Source organism: Burkholderia sp. RF4-BP95, from assembly GCF_001521985.1.
Taxonomy (GTDB): Bacteria; Pseudomonadota; Gammaproteobacteria; order Burkholderiales; family Burkholderiaceae; genus Burkholderia; species Burkholderia diffusa.
Map to the genome: position 1 here is coordinate 66,912 of NZ_LOSX01000016.1, position 17,699 is coordinate 84,610.

The following is a 17,699-nucleotide window of genomic DNA, read 5'->3' on the forward strand; positions in this document are numbered from 1 at the left end:
TCGCGCCGATGCAACTTCACCGGCGCGACGGCCTTGCATTCAGATCACGTCACGCGGCATGCCGCGGCCGTCACGCAGCGCCGACGAGCCGGTAGCCGACGCCCGTTTCGGTGACGATGTGCTCGGGCTGCGCGGGATCGCGCTCGAGCTTCTGGCGCAGGTGCGCCATGTAGATCCGCAGATAGTGATGGCTCTCGACGTGCGACGGCCCCCAGACGTCCCGCAACAGTTGACGGTGCGTGAGCACGCGCCCCGCATGCCGCACGAGCGTCGCGAGCAGCCGGTATTCGAGCGGCGTCAGGTGCACGATCTCGCCGTCGCGCCACACCTGGCGCAGCGCGAGATCGACGGTCACGCCGCCGAAGCCCACCTTCGGCGATTCGTTCGCGCCGCCCTGGTTGCGCCGGCGCAGTTGCGCACGGATCCGCGCGCGCAGCTCGGACACGCCGAACGGCTTGGTCAGGTAGTCGTCGGCGCCCGCGTCGAGCGCGGCGACCTTCTCCTCTTCCTGCGTGCGCGCGGACAGCACGATCACCGGCACCTCGGACCAGCCGCGCAGCTCGCGGATCACGTCGAGGCCGTCGGTGTCGGGCAGGCCGAGATCGACGATCACGAGATCGGGCTTGCGGGTCGCCGCGTCGATCAGCCCCTGCTTGCCCGTCTCCGCCTCGAACACGGCGATGTCCTCCTCTTCGAGCGCGGCGCGCACGAAGCGGCGGATCTGTTTCTCGTCCTCGATCAGGACGACGGTCAGGCTCGGTTCACTCATGGTCTGGCAATGGCTCGGAGGGGGACGATGCGCCGGGCACGTCGATTTCGTCGTCGGGTACGGCAGGCACGGCCGGCGGCGTGTCGACCGGCAGCGTGAACCAGAAGCGCGCGCCCGTCACGCGGCCGTCGGGCGCGGTACGGTTGAGCGCGCCGATTTTACCGCCGTGCGCCTCGACGATCGCGCGGCAGATCGCGAGGCCGAGCCCGATGCCCGGCGTCGCCGATTCCTTCTCGCCGCGCGTGAACTTGTCGAAGATCCGCGTTTCCATGCCGGCCGGCAGGCCCGGGCCGTGATCGTCGACGTGCACGCGCACGAACGGCTGGCCGTCGTCGGTCACGCGCTCGGCGCCGATCTCGATCGACGTATCGGGCGGCGTGTACTTCGCCGCATTCTCGAACAGGTTGGTGAACAGCCGCTCCATCAGCACCGCGTCCATCTGCAGGAGCGGCAGGTCGGCCGGCAGCGCCACGCGCGCGGGATGCCGCGCGAGCACCCGCTTGCACGCGGCGAGCGCGGCGCCGACGGTTTCCTCGAGCAGCGACCACTGGCGCTTGAGCTGCAGGCTGCCGGCCTGCAGCCGCGCCATGTCGAGCAGGTTCGTGACGATGCCCGTCATCCGCAGCGCCTCGTCGTGGATCGCGTCGACCAGCTCGCCCTCGCGCTGCGCGAAGCGCTCGGCCGCCGCGGCGTCGCCGTCCTGCGCGGCCGCGCGTCCGTTCGCGAGCATCGACGAAAAACCGACGATCGTCGTGAGCGGCGTGCGCAGGTCGTGCGAGATCGCCGACAGCAGCGAGTTGCGCAGCCGCTCGGACTCCATGTTGACGAGCGCGTCGCGCGCGATCTCGACGTAGTGCACGCGCTCGAGCGCGAGCGCGATCTGCGCGGCGAACGCATCGAGCATCCGCAGCTGCTCGGGCACCTCGAGCTCCCGCGGGTCGCGCGACGCGACCGCGAGCACGCCGCGCGTGCGCATCGGCGCCTTCAGCGGCAGGTACAGCGCGGCGGTCGCGGGCAGCGTGTCGGTGCCGCGGCCGGCCGGCTTCTGCTGGTCGTACACCCACTGGCCGACGTCGCTGTCGAGATCCGCGCCCGTCAGCGTGACGACCGCATCGGGCTCCTCGATCTTCTGCCGCACCTGGTCCGCGCTGTCGGGCAGCAGGAACGCCACGCGCGCGCGGAACACCTCGCCCACGTGGCGGCTGCCGATTTCGACGATCTGCTCGGTCGTCAACGCCGCGCCGAGTTCGCGCGCCATCGCGTAGATCGCGCCGGTGCGGCGCTCGCGACGCTGCGCGATGCTCGCCTGGCGCGTCAGCGTCGACGTCAGGTGGCTGATCACGAGCGACGTCAGCAGCATCCCGAAGAAGGTCAGCAGGTACTGCGTGTCGCTGACCGAAAACGACATGCGCGGCGGCACGAAGAAGAAATCGAACGCGGCGACAGACAGGAACGACTGCAGCACGCCCGGCCCACGCCCGAGCCGCACGGCCGAAAACACGACGCCGAGCAGGTACAGCATCACGAGGTTCGTCAGGTCGAGCCGCTCGGACACGATGCTCGCGACGCCGGTGATCGCCGCGCAGATCGCGGCCGCGTACAGGTAGTGGCGCGGCGGCGAACGCCGCATGCCGAATTGCGCGAACGTGTCGCGCCAGTCGCGCGCGCGCGCGTCGAGCGGCGTCGCGCGCACTTCGTCGCTCGCCGACGCACGGATCAGCATCAGGTCGACATCGCCCGCGCGTTCGGCGAGCTTTTCGCCGAACGGCCGCGCGAAGCGGCGCGCGAGCCCGACCTTCGGCGAGCCGCCCGCGACGAGCTTCGACACGTTGCGCACCTTCGCGTAGCCGATCAGCGCGGCGACCGCGTCGTCGCCGGCGAGCGTGGCCGTCTCCGCACCGAGCTCGGCCGCGAGTTTCAGCGCGTCGAGCGTGCGCTGCCGCCGCGCGTCGGGCAGCCGCTGCAGGCGCGGCGTCTCCACGTAGACGGCGATCCAGTCGGCCTTCAGGCTCGCGGCGAGCCGCGCGGCGGCGCGCACGAGCGTCGGCGCCTCGGGCCCCGGCCCGACGCACACGAGCAGCCGCTCGCGCGCCTGCCAGATGCGCTGGATCGAACGGTCGGCGCGGTATTCGCGCATCTGCGCGTCGACGCGGTCGGCCGTGCGCCGCAACGCCAGTTCGCGCAGCGCGATCAGGTTGCCCTTGCGGAAGAAGTTGCGCACCGCGCGCTCGGCCTGCTGCGCGAGATAGACCTTGCCGTCGCGCATCCGCGCGAGCAGTTCCTCGGCCGGCAGGTCGACCAGCGTGACCTCGTCGGCCGCGTCGAACACGCGATCGGGCACGGTCTCCCACACACGGATGCCGGTGATCGCGCCGACCACGTCGTTCAGGCTTTCGAGATGCTGGACGTTGACCGTGGTGTACACGTCGATGCCCGCGTCGAGCAGTTCGTAGACGTCCTGCCAGCGCTTCAGGTGACGCGCGCCCTGCACGTTCGAATGCGCGAGCTCGTCGACGAGGATCAGTTGCGGCGCACGCGCGAGCGCGCCGTCGAGATCGAATTCGGCGAGCGTGCGGCCGCGATAGTCGATGCGCGCGAGCGGCAGCACGTCGAGGCCGTCGAGCAGCGCGGCGGTTTCGCTGCGGCCGTGGGTCTCGACGATGCCGACGACGACGTCGACACCATCCTGCTTGCGCTGGCGCGCGGCCTGCAGCATCGCGTAGGTCTTGCCGACGCCCGCGGACGCGCCGAAGAAGATCTTGAGCTGGCCGCGCCGCTGCTTTTCTTCGTCGCGCTGCAGCTTGTCGAGGAGTTGGTCGGGATCGGGGCGGTTCATGCGTCGGGAAGGCGAAGCGCGGGATTGCGAACGAGTACCGTCATTGTTGTTCCAAATCGCCGCAAAAGGCAAAGACGGCGCATGCGCCGTCGGAAAGGCGCGTCCGGCGCGGATCGGGCCGCGCCGGACGCCGGTTGTCGCATACGCTCAGTGCGCGGCCTGCGCCGCGTCGAGCGCGAGGTTCAGCTTCAGCACGTTCACGCGCGGCTCGCCGAGCACGCCGAACTGGCGGCCGGCCGTGTTCGCGGCGACGAGCTGCGCGACCGCATCGGCCGTCAGGTTGCGCGCCTTCGCGACCCGCTCGATCTGGTACGCGGCGGCGGCCGGCGTGATCTCCGGATCGAGGCCGCTCGCCGACGCCGTCACGAGGTCGACGGGCACGGGCTTCGACATGTCGGTGCCCGCGTCGCGCAGCGCGGCGATGCGCGCCTTCACCTGGTCGGCGAGCGACGGGTTCAGCGGGCCGAGGTTCGAGCCGCCGGAGCCCGTCGCGTTGTACGGCATCGGCGACGTGGCCGACAGCCGGCCCCAGAAATACTTCGGCGCATCGAACGGCTGGCCGATCAGCGCGGAGCCGACCGCCTTGCCGTCCTTCTCGATCAGGCTGCCGTTCGCCTGCGACGGGAACACGGCCTGGCCGAACACGGTCATCACGGCCGGGTAGGCGAGCCCCGTCACGACGGTCAGTACGACGAAGATGACGACGAGCGGGCGAATCAACGATTTCATGATGGTTCTTCCTTCAGGTACGGCGCATCAGGCCCAGCCGAGCGCGGCGAGCGTCATGTCGATCAGCTTGATGAACGGGAACGGCAGCAGCATGCCGCCGAGGCCGTACACCAGCAGGTTGCGGCGCAGCAGCGACGCGGCGCCGAGCGGCCGGTAGGTGACGCCCTTCAGCGCGAGCGGGATCAGCGCGACGATGATCAGCGCGTTGAAGATCACCGCCGACAGGATCGCCGACGCCGGCGACGTCAGATGCATGATGTCGAGCACGCGCAGCTGCGGGTACGTCGTCACGAACGCGGCCGGGATGATCGCGAAGTATTTCGCGATGTCGTTCGCGATCGAGAAGGTCGTCAGCGAGCCGCGCGTCATCAGCATCTGCTTGCCGATCTCGACGATCTCGATCAGCTTCGTCGGGTTCGAGTCGAGGTCGACCATGTTGCCGGCTTCCTTCGCCGCCTGCGTGCCGGTGTTCATCGCCACCGCCACGTCGGCCTGCGCGAGCGCCGGCGCGTCGTTGGTGCCGTCGCCCGTCATCGCGACGAGGCGCCCCGCCGCCTGGTGCTCGCGGATCGTCGCGAGCTTGGTTTCCGGCGTCGCTTCCGCGAGGAAATCGTCGACGCCCGCTTCCGCCGCGATCGCCGCGGCGGTGAGCCGGTTGTCGCCCGTCACCATCACGGTCTTGATGCCCATCTTGCGCAGTTCCGCGAAGCGCTCCTTGATGCCGCCCTTCACGATGTCCTTCAGCTCGATCACACCGAGCACGCGCGCCGCGCCGTCATGCAGGTCGGCCACGACGAGCGGCGTGCTGCCGCGGCGCGCGACGTCGTCGACCGCGCGGCGCACTTCGTCCGGAAAGCGGCTGCCGTGCGTCTCGACGTAGCGGCGGATCGCATCGGCCGCACCCTTGCGGATTTCACGGCCGGGCAGATCGACGCCGCTCATCCGCGTCTGCGCGGAGAAGCCGAGGAACGTCGCATGCAGTTGCGCCATGTCGCGCTGGCGGATGTTGAAGCGTTCCTTCGCGAGCACGACGATGCTGCGGCCCTCCGGCGTTTCGTCGGCGAGCGACGACAGCTGCGCGGCGTCGGCCAGCGCTTCCTCGGTCACGCCTGGCGCGGGCACGAACATCGACGCCTGGCGGTTGCCGAGCGTGATCGTGCCGGTCTTGTCGAGCAGCAGCACGTCGACGTCGCCGGCCGCTTCCACCGCGCGGCCCGACGTCGCGATCACGTTCGCCTGCATCATCCGGCTCATCCCGGCCACGCCGATCGCGGACAGCAGCCCGCCGATCGTCGTCGGGATCAGGCACACGAGCAGCGCGACGAGCACGGTGATCGTCACCACGTGCCCGGCCTTCATCGCGTCGACCGCGAACATCGAGAACGGCAGCAGCGTCGCGGTCGCGAGCAGCATCACGATCGTCAGCGCGACGAGCAGGATCGTCAGCGCGACCTCGTTCGGCGTCTTCTTGCGCTTCGCGCCTTCGACCATCGCGATCATCCGGTCGAGGAACGCTTCGCCCGGGTTCGCCGTGACCTTCACGACGATCCAGTCGGACAGCACGCGCGTGCCGCCCGTCACCGACGAGAAGTCGCCGCCGGATTCGCGGATCACCGGCGCGGATTCGCCGGTGATCGCCGATTCGTCGACCGATGCGACGCCCTCGACGACTTCGCCGTCGGCCGGGATCACGTCGCCGGCCTCCACCAGCACGACGTCGCCCTTGCGCAGGTCGGACGCGGTCATGATCCGGATCGGCGACTTCGGATGCGGCTCGTTGAGCTTCTTCGCCATCACGTCCTTCTTCGCGCTGCGCAGCGATGCGGCCTGCGCCTTCGAGCGCCCTTCGGCGAGCGCTTCGGCGAAGTTCGCGAACAGCACCGTGAACCACAGCCACAGCGCGATCGCGAGGATGAAGCCCGCCGGCGCCTCGGCCTGGCCGACGAGCGCCGCGATCCACAGGATCGTGGTCAGGATGCTGCCGACGTACACGCAGAACATCACCGGGTTGCGGAACTGCGTGCGCGGCGTGAGTTTCTTGAACGAATCCACGATCGCCGGACGCAGCAGCGCCGGATCGAACATGGACCGTGTTGCGGAATGTTGAGTCATTGCGATCTCTTCAATCTCTTCAGTCTTTGCAAGGTGTCGCCATGCGGGCGCGCATCACGCGCCCAGCCACATCATCAGATGCTCGACGCCCGGGCCGAGCGCGAGCGCCGGCACGTAGGTCAGCGCGCCCACCAGCATCACGGTGCCGAGCAGCAGCACGACGAACAGCGGGCCGTGCGTCGGCAGCGTGCCGCTCGTCGCCGCGATGCGCTTCTTCGCGGCGAGCGAGCCGGCGATCGCCAGCACCGGCACGATCGTGCCGAAGCGGCCGAACCACATCGCGATCGCGGTCATCCAGTTGTAGAACGGCGTGCCGACCGTCAGGCCCGCAAACGCGCTGCCGTTGTTGTTCGCGGCCGAGCTGAACGCGTACAGGATTTCCGAGAAGCCGTGCGGGCCCGGATTCGCGATGCCGGCCTTGCCCGCATCGGCGAGCACCGCGATCGACGTGCCGAGCAGCACGAGCAGCGGCGTGAGCAGCACGACGATCGACACCATCTTCATCTCGTACGACTCGATCTTCTTGCCGACGTATTCCGGCGTGCGGCCGATCATCAGGCCCGCGACGAACACTGCGAGCAGCGCGAACACGAGCATCCCGTAGAGGCCGGAACCGACGCCGCCGTAGATCACCTCGCCGAGCTGCATCAGCAGCATCGGCACGAGACCGCCGAGCGGCGTCAGCGAATCGTGCATCGTGTCGACCGCGCCGCACGACGCGGCCGTCGTCGCGACCGTGAAGATGCCGGTCTGCGCGATGCCGAAGCGCGTTTCCTTGCCTTCCATGTTGCCGCCCGGCTGCAGCACGCTCGTCGACTGGTCGACGTGCAGCGCGGCGAGCGTCGGGTTGCCGGCCTGCTCGGCGCTCACCTCGACGCCGATCGCGATCACGAACGCGACCGTCATCGCCGCGAGCACCGCGATGCCCTGCCGGCGGTCGCCGATCATCCGGCCGAACACGAGGGCCAGCGCGGCCGGGATGATCAGGATCGAGAAGATCTGCAGGAAGTTCGCGAACGGCGTCGGGTTCTCGTACGGGTGCGACGAGTTCGCGTTGAAGAAGCCGCCGCCGTTGGTGCCGAGCATCTTGATCGCTTCCTGCGACGCGACCGGGCCCATCGCGAGCGTCTGCTTCACGAGCGGCGTGGGCACCGTCACCGGGTTGCCCTTGTCGTCCTTGACCGGGTTGCCCTGTGCGTCGAGCTTCGGCGCCGCGTAGGTGCTCGCCTGCAGCACCGGCACGTCCTGGTACGCCTTCATGTTCTGGATCACGCCCTGGCTCATCAGCAGCGCGGCGACGAGCGCGGCCATCGGCACGAGCACGTAAAGCGTCACGCGCGTGAGGTCGACCCAGAAGTTGCCGATCGTCTGCGCGGTATGACGCGCGAAGCCGCGGATCAGCGCGATCACGACGACGATACCCGTTGCCGCCGACAGGAAGTTCTGCACGGTCAGGCCGAGCATCTGCGTCAGGTAGCTGACGGTCTGCTCGGGCGTGTAGTCCTGCCAGTTGGTGTTGGTGACGAAGCTGACGGCCGTGTTGAACGCACCGTCGGCCGTCATCGCGCCGAATTGCTGCGGATTGCCGGGCAGGAACCCCTGCAGGCGCAACAGGCCGTACAGGAACAGCGCGCCGAGCGCGTTGAACGCGATCGTGGCGATCGCATACTGCTTCCAGTTCATTTCGGTGCCGGCGTCGACGCCGGCGATGCGGTACAGCGCGCGCTCGAGCGGCCCGAACACGCGCACGACACGCGAACTGCCGTCCATCACGCCCGTGAGGTAGCGCGCGACCGGCACGGCCGCCGCGAGCAGCACGACGATGAACAGCAGTATCTGCAACAGGTTGTTCGCGTTCATTCGATGTCCTCCGCGCGCAGCAGCGCAAAGACGAGATACGCGAACAGCAGGGCCGTCGAGGCACCCGCGAGCCAAAGCATCCAGGTCATGCGCGCCCCCCGCGACCGTATTGCACGAGCTTCTCGCAACCGGCAAGCAAACCGAGGATCAGCGCGGTGAACAACACCAGTGCGCCGATGAAAACCCCATCCATTTTTGTGTTCTCCGTCGTCGAAATCGGACGACTAGAACCTTATGGGATCGCGCGTAAAGGTCGGGTCAAAGCTGATCGGGCCGGTATAAAAAACCCGTAAACGCGTGCGGCGGGAAACGGCGGGCGGGACGAAGACGGAGCGGGCGGCGGCCAGCGCCGCCCGTCGCGGTGCGTGCCGGCGTGGCGCCGGCACGAAGGGATGGGTCAGGGAACGAGGATCGTCGAGCCGGTCGTCTTGCGCGACTCGAGGTCGGCATGCGCGCGGCCGACTTCCGCGAGCGGATAGCGCTGGTTGATGCTCGTCTTCACCTTGCCCGACAGGATCACGTCGAACAGCTCGGCGGTCGCGGATTCGAGATCCGCACGCTTCGCGATGTACGAGAACAGCGTCGGCCGCGTGAAGAACAGCGAACCGCGCGACGAGAACTCCTTCGAGTCGATCGCCGGCAGCGGGCCCGATGCATTGCCGAAGCTGACGAAAAACCCGAGCGGCGCGAGGCAGTCGAGCGAGCCGATGTAGGTGTCCTTGCCGATCGAGTCGTAGACGACCGGCACACCCGCGCCGTTCGTGATCTCCTTCACGCGCTGCGTGAAGTTCTCGCGCGTATAGACGATCGGATGATCGCAGCCGTGCGCCTTCGCGAGTGCGGCCTTCTCGTCGGAGCCGACCGTCCCGATCACGGTCGCGCCGAGCGCCTTCGCCCACTGGCACACGAGCAGGCCGACACCGCCGGCCGCCGCGTGAATCAGGATCGTGTCACCGGCCTTGACCGGATACGTGCGGCGCAGCAGGTAGTGCGCGGTCAGCCCCTGCAGCATCACCGACGCCGCGTCGTCGTAGCTGATCCCGTCGGGCAGTTTCACGAGCCGGTCGGCCGGCATCACGCGCTCCTGCGCATACGCGCCCGGCGGCTGCCTGACGTAAGCGACGCGATCGCCCGCCTTGAGCGCGGTCACGCCCTCGCCGACGGCCGTCACCTCGCCCGCCGCCTCCATCCCGAGGCCGCCGGGCAGCGGCTGCGGATAGAGGCCGGTGCGGAAATAGACGTCGATGTAGTTGAGCCCGACCGCATGCTGCCGGATACGGACTTCGCCCGCCTTCGGCTCGCCGACCTCGACATCGACCCACTTCATCACGTCCGGGCCGCCCGGCTGGTCGTATCGGATTGCTTTCGGCATCGTTTCGCTCCTCGTTTCTGAATCGGTCAGGGGATATTCGGGTCGCCGACGCGCTCCGGTGCCGATCGGTACGGGACCGGCGGCGGTGCGCGTCGCGACGCCCGATTCTCGCGCGTCACGGCCGGGCGTGCATGGCCCTGCCGTCAGCAAGGGCAATCTGGCCGGCAGCCGACTAGCAAACGTCCTGCATGTTGCGCGCCAGATCGTCGAGCAGCATCCGCGCGGTCGCCACGTTCGTCGCGACCGGCACGTCGTGCACGTCGCACGCGCGCACCAGCGCGGTGATGTCCGGATCGTGCGGCTGCGCGGTCATCGGGTCGCGCAGGAACACGACGATGTCGACGCGGCCCTCGGCCAGCTCCGCCCCGATCTGCAGGTCGCCGCCGAGCGGCCCCGACAGCTTGCGCTCGACCTCGAGCCCGTGCGCGGCGGCGATGCGGCCGCCCGTCGTGCCCGTTCCGACCAGCCTGCATTGCGCGAGCGTCTCGCGGTACTGGCCCGCGAGCGCGACGATCTCGTCCTTCTTCGCGTCGTGCGCGATCAATGCGATGCGGGGTTTGCTCATCTCCGTTTCCTTCGTGGGTCGATTGTTGTCGTATGCGTGAATGGCGGTGCGCGCGTCAGAACGTGCCCGGATACGCGCCGCCGTCGAGCAGCCAGTTCTGCCCGGTGATGTAGCCGGCGTGGACGCTGCAGAGGAACGCGCACGCCGCGCCGAATTCGGCACGCGTGCCGAGGCGCCCGGCCGGGATTTCCTTCGCGCGCCGCGCGCGCATCTCGTCGACCGTCACGCCCTGAGCCTTCGCCGACGCCGCGAGCGTCGTCGCGATCCGGTCGGTGTCGAACAGCCCGGGCAGCAGGTTATTGATCGTCACGCCCTGCCCCGCGACCTTGCGCGACAGCCCCGCGACGAAGCCGGTCAGCCCCGAGCGCGCGCCGTTCGACAGCGCGAGCACGTCGATCGGCGCCTTCACGGCCGAACTCGTGATGTTGACGATCCGGCCGAAACCGCGCCCGATCATCCCGTCGACGGTCGCGCGAATCAGCTCGATCGGCGTCAGCATGTTCGACTCGAGCGCGCGGATCCAGTCGTCGTGCGAGAAATCGCGGAAGTCGCCGGGCGGCGGCCCGCCGGCATTCGTCACGAGAATGTCCGGCTGCGGGCAGGCGGCGAGCGCGGCCGCGCGGCCGTCGGGCGTCGTGATGTCGCAGGCGACGGCGGCGATCGACACGTTCGACTGGGCGCGGATCTCCTCCGCGGTTTCCTCCAGCGTGTCGCGCGTGCGCGCGACGATCACGAGATTCACGCCCTCGGCGGCCAGCGCTTCCGCGCAGCCGCGTCCGAGCCCCTTGCTCGCCGCGCACACGAGCGCGGTCTTTCCTGCGATGCCGAGATCCATCGTCGATTCCCTTATGGCGACGCGCGCCGGCGCGGCCCGGCCGCATCGCCGGACGGGCGAACGGGCGCGAACGGCCGGACACGGCGCGCGGATTGTCGTGAGACGTCGATAATATCCGGATCACGCGGCGCGCCTTGGTAAAATTGCGGCCATAAGCGGCGGCCGGCGTGGCGCCATCGCCGCCCCCGATCCCCTTTTGCCGCCAAGGCACCCCGTCATGAAACAGGACAGCCGTTTCCCGAATCTCTTCATCACCGATCACCCGCTGATCCAGCACAAGCTGACCCACATGCGCGACAAGGACACGTCGACGCGCACGTTCCGCGAACTGCTGCGCGAGATCACGCTGCTGATGGGCTACGAGATCACCCGTAACCTCCCGATCACGACCAAGCGGGTCGAAACCCCGCTCGTGGCGGTCGACGCGCCGGTGATCGCGGGCAAGAAGCTCGCGATCGTGCCCGTGCTGCGCGCCGGCATCGGGATGTCGGACGGCCTGCTCGACCTGGTGCCGTCCGCGCGCGTCGGCCACATCGGCGTCTACCGCGCCGAGGATCACCGCCCGGTCGAATACCTGGTGCGCCTGCCCGATCTCGAGGATCGCATCTTCATCCTGTGCGACCCGATGGTCGCGACCGGCTATTCGGCCGTGCACGCGGTCGACGTGCTCAAGCGCCGCAACGTGCCGGCCGCGAACATCATGTTCGTCGCGCTGGTCGCCGCGCCCGAGGGCGTGCAGGTGTTCCAGGACGCGCACCCGGACGTGAAGCTGTTCGTCGCGTCGCTCGACTCGCACCTGAACGAGCACGCGTACATCGTGCCGGGCCTGGGCGACGCGGGCGACCGCCTGTTCGGCACCAAGAACTGACGCACGTCGCCGCCGGGCCGCGCGGCCCGGCAAACCGAACGGCCCGCCCGGCCGTTCGGCCATGCACGGCGGCCCCGAAGCGACGGTCGCCGCGTGATAAAATCACGTTCCACTCGACACGCGCGGCCCCGCGGCATCACGCCCGCCCAGACGGCCGCCGATTCAACGACACATTGGCACAATCGCCCGCGCAGCGCGCCCGGGCACGGAGAAAGGTATGGCTGGTCATTCGAAATGGGCCAACATCAAGCATAAGAAGGCAGCGGCCGACGCGAAGCGCGGCAAGATCTGGACCCGCCTGATCAAGGAAATCCAGGTCGCGGCCCGCCTCGGCGGCGGCGACGCCAGCTCGAACCCGCGTCTGCGTCTCGCGGTCGACAAGGCAGCCGACGCGAACATGCCGAAGGACAACGTCAAGCGCGCGATCGACCGCGGCGTCGGCGGCGCGGACGGCGCGAACTACGAAGAAATCCGTTACGAAGGCTACGGCATCAGCGGCGCGGCGATCATCGTCGACACGCTGACCGACAACCGCACCCGCACGGTCGCGGAAGTCCGTCATGCATTCTCGAAGTTCGGCGGCAACATGGGCACCGACGGTTCGGTCGCGTTCATGTTCGATCACGTCGGCCAGTTCCTGTTCGCGCCCGGCACGTCGGAAGACGCGCTGATGGAAGCGGCGCTCGAAGCCGGCGCGGACGACGTCAGCACGAACGACGACGGCTCGATCGAAGTGCTGTGCGACTGGCAGGCCTTCTCGGCGGTGAAGGACGCGCTCGAAGCCGCGGGCTTCAAGGCCGAACTCGCCGAAGTGACGATGAAGCCGCAGAACGAAGTCGAATTCACCGGCGACGATGCGGCGAAGATGCAGAAGCTCCTGGACGCGCTCGAGAACCTCGACGACGTGCAGGAGGTGTATACGAACGCCGTCATCGTCGAGGAATGAGATGCCGGCCGCCGTGCGCATCGTCGCGACGGCGGCCCGACCGATTTCGCGGCCGGCGCGCCTGAGCGTGCCGGCCGCCCTGTTTTCTAGTCTGCGGGGAATCCCATGAAACTACTCGTCGTCGGTTCCGGCGGCCGCGAACATGCGCTGGCGTGGAAGCTCGCGCAGTCGCCGCGTGTCCAGATGGTCTACGTCGCGCCCGGCAATGGCGGCACGGCGCAGGACGAGCGTCTGAAGAACGTCGACATCACGTCGCTCGACGCACTCGCCGATTTCGCGGAAAGCGAAGGCGTCGCCTTCACGCTCGTCGGCCCGGAAGCACCGCTCGCGGCCGGCATCGTCAACCTGTTCCGCGCCCGCGGCCTGAAGGTGTTCGGCCCGACCCGCGAAGCCGCGCAGCTCGAAAGCTCGAAGGATTTCGCGAAGGCGTTCATGAAGCGCCACGGCATTCCGACCGCCGACTACGAAACCTTCTCCGACGCCGCCGCCGCGCACGCGTACATCGACGCGAAGGGTGCGCCGATCGTCGTGAAGGCCGACGGACTCGCGGCCGGCAAGGGTGTCGTCGTCGCGATGTCGCTGGAAGAAGCGCATGCCGCGGTCGACATGATGCTGTCGGGCAACAAGCTCGGCGACGCCGGCGCGCGCGTCGTGATCGAGGAATTCCTCGACGGCGAGGAAGCGAGCTTCATCGTGATGGTCGACGGCAAGCACGCGCTGGCGCTGGCTTCCAGCCAGGACCACAAGCGCCTGCTCGACGAGGACCGCGGCCCGAACACGGGCGGCATGGGCGCCTACTCGCCCGCGCCGATCGTCACGCCGCAGATGCACGCACGCGTGATGCGCGAAATCATCATGCCGACGGTGCGCGGGATGGAGAAGGACGGCATCCGCTTCACGGGCTTCCTGTATGCGGGTCTGATGATCGACAAGGAAGGCAATCCGCGCACGCTCGAGTTCAACTGCCGGATGGGCGACCCGGAGACGCAGCCGATCATGGCGCGCCTGAAGAGCGATTTCTCGAAGGTCGTCGAACAGGCGATCGCGGGCACGCTCGACACGGTCGAGCTCGACTGGGACCGCCGCACCGCGCTCGGCGTCGTGCTGGCCGCGCACGGCTATCCGGACGCGCCGCGCAAGGGCGACCGCATCAACGGGATCCCGGCCGAGACCGAACAGTCCGTGACGTTCCATGCGGGCACGACGCTCGCCGAAGGCGACAAGCTCGTCACGTCGGGCGGCCGCGTGCTGTGCGTGGTCGGTCTCGCCGATTCGGTGCGCGAAGCGCAGCAGCATGCGTACGACACGATCAACCAGATCAATTTCGAAGGCATGCAGTACCGCCGCGACATCGGCTTTCGCGCGCTGAACCGCAAGAGCGCGTGACGCCCTGACCGCCGCCTTGCCGTCGCAAGCGGCGGCCTCCTCTGCCGGGGTTCGATAGAATGCCCGGCAGATGCCTTTTTTACGGCCCCCGCTTCGCGCGGAGGCACCCAGTTCAGACATGACCGATTCGACCTACGACGTGGCGCGCGTGCGCACGTACCTCCAGGGCCTGCAGACACGCATCGCCGACGCGCTCGGCGCGTTCGACGGCACGCCGCTCGCGACCGATGCGTGGCAGCGCGGGCCGGAAGAGCGCCTGCGCGGCGGCGGCTGCACGCGGATTCTCGAAGGCGGCCGGGTGTTCGAGCGCGCGGGGATCGGTTTTTCCGACGTCGCGGGCGACGCGCTGCCGCCGTCGGCGAGCGCCGCGCGCCCGCAGCTGGCCGGCCGCGGCTTCGAGGCGCTCGGCGTGTCGCTCGTGCTGCACCCGCGCAACCCGTACTGCCCGACGGTGCACATGAACGTGCGGATGCTGATCGCGACGAAGCCCGGCGAGGCGCCGATCTTCTGGTTCGGCGGCGGGATGGATCTGACACCGGTTTATCCGTTCGAGGACGACGCGCGCCATTTCCACCAGACCTGCAAGGACGCGCTCGACCCGTTCGGCGCCGAGCTCTATCCGCGCTTCAAGACGTGGTGCGACGAGTATTTCTTCCTGAAGCACCGCAACGAGACGCGCGGCATCGGCGGGATCTTCTTCGACGACTTCGCCGAACCCGGATTCGAACGCTCGTTCGAGATGATGCAGAGCGTCGGCGACGCGTTCCTGAATGCGTATTTGCCGATCGTCGAACGCCGCGTCGCGCTGCCGTACGGCGAGCGTGAACGCGACTTCCAGGCTTACCGGCGCGGCCGCTACGTGGAATTCAACCTCGTATTCGACCGCGGCACGCTGTTTGGCCTGCAAAGCGGCGGCCGGACCGAATCGATCCTGATGTCGATGCCGCCGGTCGCGAACTGGCGCTACAACTGGCAACCCGAGCCGGGCTCGCCCGAAGCGCGCCTGAGCGAGTTCCTCGTGCCGCGCGACTGGGTCTGAGCCCGCCGCGCCCCGCCGCCCCAAGAACAGGACACGTTTTTCTGAACACCACCGCCCGCCCCGCCCCGCAGCCGCGAACGCCGTCACGTCGCATCGGCCTGCTGGGCGGCACGTTCGATCCGATCCACGACGGCCACCTCGCGCTCGCGCGCCGGTTCGCCGACGTGCTCGGGCTGACCGACCTCGTGCTGCTGCCCGCCGGGCAGCCTTACCAGAAGCGCGACGTGTCGGCCGCCGAGCATCGGCTCGCGATGACGCGCGCCGCTGCCGGCTCGCTGTCCCTGCCCGGCGTGACGATCACCGTCGCGACCGACGAGATCGAGCATGCGGGGCCGACCTACACGGTCGAGACGCTCGCGCGCTGGCGCGAGCGGATCGGCCCCGACGCTTCGCTGTCGCTGCTGATCGGCGCCGACCAGCTGGTGCGGCTCGACACGTGGCGCGACTGGCGCAAGCTGTTCGACTATGCGCACGTGTGCGCGTCGACGCGCCCGGGCTTCGACCTCGGCACGGCGCCGCCGGCCGTCGCGCGGGAAATCGCGCGGCGGCAGGCCGGCGCCGACGTGCTGAAAGCGACACCGGCCGGCCATCTGCTGATCGACACGACGCTGGCGTTCGATATCGCCGCAACCGACATCCGTGCGCACCTGCGCGAATGCATCGCGCGTCACGCGCAAATGCCCGATGCGTCGGCCGAGCATGTGCCGGCCGCCGTCTGGGCCTATATTCTTCAACATCGTCTCTACCATTCCTGATTCCATGGATATCCGCAAACTGCAGCGCGTGATCGTCGACGCTCTCGAAGACATCAAGGCGCAAGACATCAAGGTGTTCAACACCAGCCACCTGACCGAACTGTTCGACCGCGTGATCGTCGCGTCGGGCACGTCGAACCGCCAGACCAAGGCGCTCGCGTCGAGCGTGCGCGACAAGGTCAAGGAAGCCGGCGGCGACATCGTCAGCTCCGAGGGCGAAGACACGGGCGAATGGGTGCTGGTCGACTGCGGCGACGCCGTCGTGCACATCCTGCAACCGGCGCTGCGCCAGTACTACAACCTCGAGGAAATCTGGGGCGACAAGCCCGTGCGGATGAAGCTCGGCGGCGGCAAGGGCCCGAACGGCGTCGCGACGGCCGGCGAAGACGAGGACGACGAGGAAGAAGCGCCCGCACGCCCGGCGCGCAAGACGGCGGCCCGCCGCCGCTGACCCGCAGCGAGTCGTCCCGATGAAGCTTTTCATCCTCGCGGTCGGCCACAAGATGCCCGGCTGGATCGCGTCCGGCTTCGACGAATACACGAAGCGCATGCCGCCCGAGCTGCGCATCGAACTGCGCGAGATCAAGCCCGAACTGCGTTCGGGCGGCCGCAGCGCGGAAAGCGTGATGGCGGCCGAGCGGCAAAAAATCGAGGCCGCGTTGCCGAAGGGCGCGCGCATCGTCGCGCTCGACGAGCGCGGCCGCGACTGGACCACCATGCAGCTCGCGCAGGCGCTGCCCGGCTGGCAGCAGGACGGCCGTGACGTCGCGTTCGTGATCGGCGGCGCCGACGGGCTCGATCCGGAACTCAAGGCGCGCGCCGACCTGCTGCTGCGCATTTCGAGCATGACGCTGCCGCACGGGATGGTGCGCGTGCTGCTCGCCGAACAGCTTTACCGGGCGTGGAGCATCACGCAGAATCACCCCTACCACCGCGCATGACGCGTCGTCCTCGGGACGCGCGGCGCGCGCGCTCAACGAGATAACGACACCATGCCGTCCAGCACGCCCCCCGCCCTTTTTCCGACCCTTTACCTTGCTTCGCAAAGCCCGCGCCGCCAGGAGCTGCTGCTGCAGATCGGCGTGCGCTTCGAATTGCTGCTACCGCGCCCCGACGAGGACGCCGAGGCGCTCGAAGCCGAACTGCCCGGCGAAGCCGCCGATGCGTACGTCCGGCGCGTGACCGTCGCGAAGGCCGAGGCCGCGCGTGCGCGCCTCGTCGCGAGCGGCAAGGCACCCGCGCCGGTGCTGGTTGCGGACACCACCGTGACGATCGACGGCGCGATCCTCGGCAAGCCGGCCGATGCCGCCGACGCGCTCGCGATGCTGACCCGCCTCGCGGGCCGCGAACACGACGTGCTGACCGCGGTCGCGGTGATCGGCGCCGACGGCGAACTGCTGCCGCCCGCGCTGTCGCGCTCGTCGGTGCGCTTCGCGGCCGCGCCGCGCGAGGCGTTCGAACGTTACGTCGACACCCGCGAACCGTTCGGCAAGGCCGGCGCCTACGCGATCCAGGGGCGCGCGGCCGAATTCATCGAGCGAATCGAAGGCTCCCATTCGGGTATCATGGGTCTGCCCCTCTTTGAGACCGCGGCACTGCTGCGCGCCGCGCGCGTCGACTTCTGAAT

17 protein-coding genes are annotated in these 17,699 nt (G+C 68.9%); 8 read left to right on the forward strand and 9 right to left on the reverse strand.

Annotated features, from left to right (window positions below):
• Window positions 1-70: 70 nt before the first annotated feature.
• The 9 genes from kdpE to WS46_RS04305 all read right to left on the reverse strand — a co-directional run bounded on the left by kdpE (window position 71) and on the right by WS46_RS04305 (window position 11,078).
• Window positions 71-769 carry a two-component system response regulator KdpE gene (gene kdpE, locus WS46_RS04260; protein WP_059533261.1) on the reverse strand — a complete coding sequence of 233 codons (699 nt, stop codon included), beginning with the start codon at window positions 767-769 and terminating at the stop codon, window positions 71-73.
• The gene (locus tag WS46_RS04265; protein WP_059533263.1) at window positions 762-3,605 is read right to left on the reverse strand and encodes a sensor histidine kinase KdpD; all 2,844 of its coding nucleotides are present in this window, start codon (window positions 3,603-3,605) and stop codon (window positions 762-764) included. Before WS46_RS04265 ends, kdpE begins: the two co-directional genes overlap by 8 nt.
• A 147-nt stretch (window positions 3,606-3,752) precedes the next feature.
• Window positions 3,753-4,334, reverse strand: a complete 582-nt coding sequence (kdpC, locus tag WS46_RS04270) for a potassium-transporting ATPase subunit KdpC (RefSeq protein ID WP_059689394.1) — start codon at window positions 4,332-4,334, stop codon at window positions 3,753-3,755.
• A 27-nt stretch (window positions 4,335-4,361) separates the two neighbouring features.
• Complete coding sequence (gene kdpB / locus WS46_RS04275; RefSeq protein ID WP_059689395.1) at window positions 4,362-6,446, reverse strand: potassium-transporting ATPase subunit KdpB; 2,085 nt, start codon at window positions 6,444-6,446, stop codon at window positions 4,362-4,364.
• Window positions 6,447-6,500: 54 nt separating this feature from the next.
• Window positions 6,501-8,306 (reverse strand): potassium-transporting ATPase subunit KdpA, encoded by a 1,806-nt coding sequence (kdpA, locus tag WS46_RS04280; RefSeq protein WP_059689396.1) that lies wholly within the window; start codon window positions 8,304-8,306, stop codon window positions 6,501-6,503.
• Entirely contained in the window at window positions 8,303-8,395 is a 93-nt protein-coding gene (kdpF, locus tag WS46_RS04285; RefSeq protein WP_006752209.1) for a K(+)-transporting ATPase subunit F, read from the reverse strand. The genes kdpA and kdpF overlap by 4 nt, the downstream gene beginning before the upstream one ends.
• Window positions 8,396-8,703: 308 nt before the next feature.
• On the reverse strand, window positions 8,704-9,678 hold the full coding sequence (locus WS46_RS04295; RefSeq protein ID WP_059689397.1) for a quinone oxidoreductase: 975 nt from the start codon (window positions 9,676-9,678) through the stop codon (window positions 8,704-8,706).
• Between the two features lie 172 nt (window positions 9,679-9,850).
• A complete protein-coding gene (locus WS46_RS04300; protein ID WP_059533273.1) occupies window positions 9,851-10,243 on the reverse strand; it encodes a methylglyoxal synthase in 393 nt (130 codons plus the stop codon).
• A gap of 55 nt (window positions 10,244-10,298) precedes the next feature.
• Complete coding sequence (locus tag WS46_RS04305; RefSeq protein WP_059689398.1) at window positions 10,299-11,078, reverse strand: SDR family oxidoreductase; 780 nt, start codon at window positions 11,076-11,078, stop codon at window positions 10,299-10,301.
• A gap of 217 nt (window positions 11,079-11,295) precedes the next feature.
• Here WS46_RS04305 and upp point away from each other — a divergent pair, with 217 nt between their 5' ends.
• From upp to WS46_RS04345, 8 genes are all read left to right on the forward strand, one after another.
• Complete coding sequence (gene upp, locus WS46_RS04310) at window positions 11,296-11,946, forward strand: uracil phosphoribosyltransferase (protein WP_006478229.1); 651 nt, start codon at window positions 11,296-11,298, stop codon at window positions 11,944-11,946.
• Window positions 11,947-12,163: 217 nt separating this feature from the next.
• Window positions 12,164-12,892 (forward strand): YebC/PmpR family DNA-binding transcriptional regulator, encoded by a 729-nt coding sequence (locus WS46_RS04315; RefSeq protein ID WP_044844700.1) that lies wholly within the window; start codon window positions 12,164-12,166, stop codon window positions 12,890-12,892.
• Window positions 12,893-12,997: 105 nt separating this feature from the next.
• Window positions 12,998-14,278 carry a phosphoribosylamine--glycine ligase gene (gene purD, locus WS46_RS04320; protein ID WP_059689399.1) on the forward strand — a complete coding sequence of 427 codons (1,281 nt, stop codon included), beginning with the start codon at window positions 12,998-13,000 and terminating at the stop codon, window positions 14,276-14,278.
• A gap of 118 nt (window positions 14,279-14,396) precedes the next feature.
• Window positions 14,397-15,317 carry an oxygen-dependent coproporphyrinogen oxidase gene (hemF, locus tag WS46_RS04325; protein WP_059689400.1) on the forward strand — a complete coding sequence of 307 codons (921 nt, stop codon included), beginning with the start codon at window positions 14,397-14,399 and terminating at the stop codon, window positions 15,315-15,317.
• Window positions 15,314-16,072 (forward strand): nicotinate-nucleotide adenylyltransferase, encoded by a 759-nt coding sequence (locus tag WS46_RS04330; RefSeq protein WP_373558353.1) that lies wholly within the window; start codon window positions 15,314-15,316, stop codon window positions 16,070-16,072. Before hemF ends, WS46_RS04330 begins: the two co-directional genes overlap by 4 nt.
• 4 nt (window positions 16,073-16,076) lie before the next feature.
• Complete coding sequence (rsfS, locus tag WS46_RS04335) at window positions 16,077-16,523, forward strand: ribosome silencing factor (RefSeq protein ID WP_059533282.1); 447 nt, start codon at window positions 16,077-16,079, stop codon at window positions 16,521-16,523.
• Window positions 16,524-16,542: 19 nt separating this feature from the next.
• On the forward strand, window positions 16,543-17,013 hold the full coding sequence (gene rlmH / locus WS46_RS04340) for a 23S rRNA (pseudouridine(1915)-N(3))-methyltransferase RlmH (protein WP_044844705.1): 471 nt from the start codon (window positions 16,543-16,545) through the stop codon (window positions 17,011-17,013).
• Between the two features lie 51 nt (window positions 17,014-17,064).
• The gene (locus WS46_RS04345) at window positions 17,065-17,697 is read left to right on the forward strand and encodes a nucleoside triphosphate pyrophosphatase (protein ID WP_059689402.1); all 633 of its coding nucleotides are present in this window, start codon (window positions 17,065-17,067) and stop codon (window positions 17,695-17,697) included.
• Window positions 17,698-17,699 lie beyond the last annotated feature (2 nt).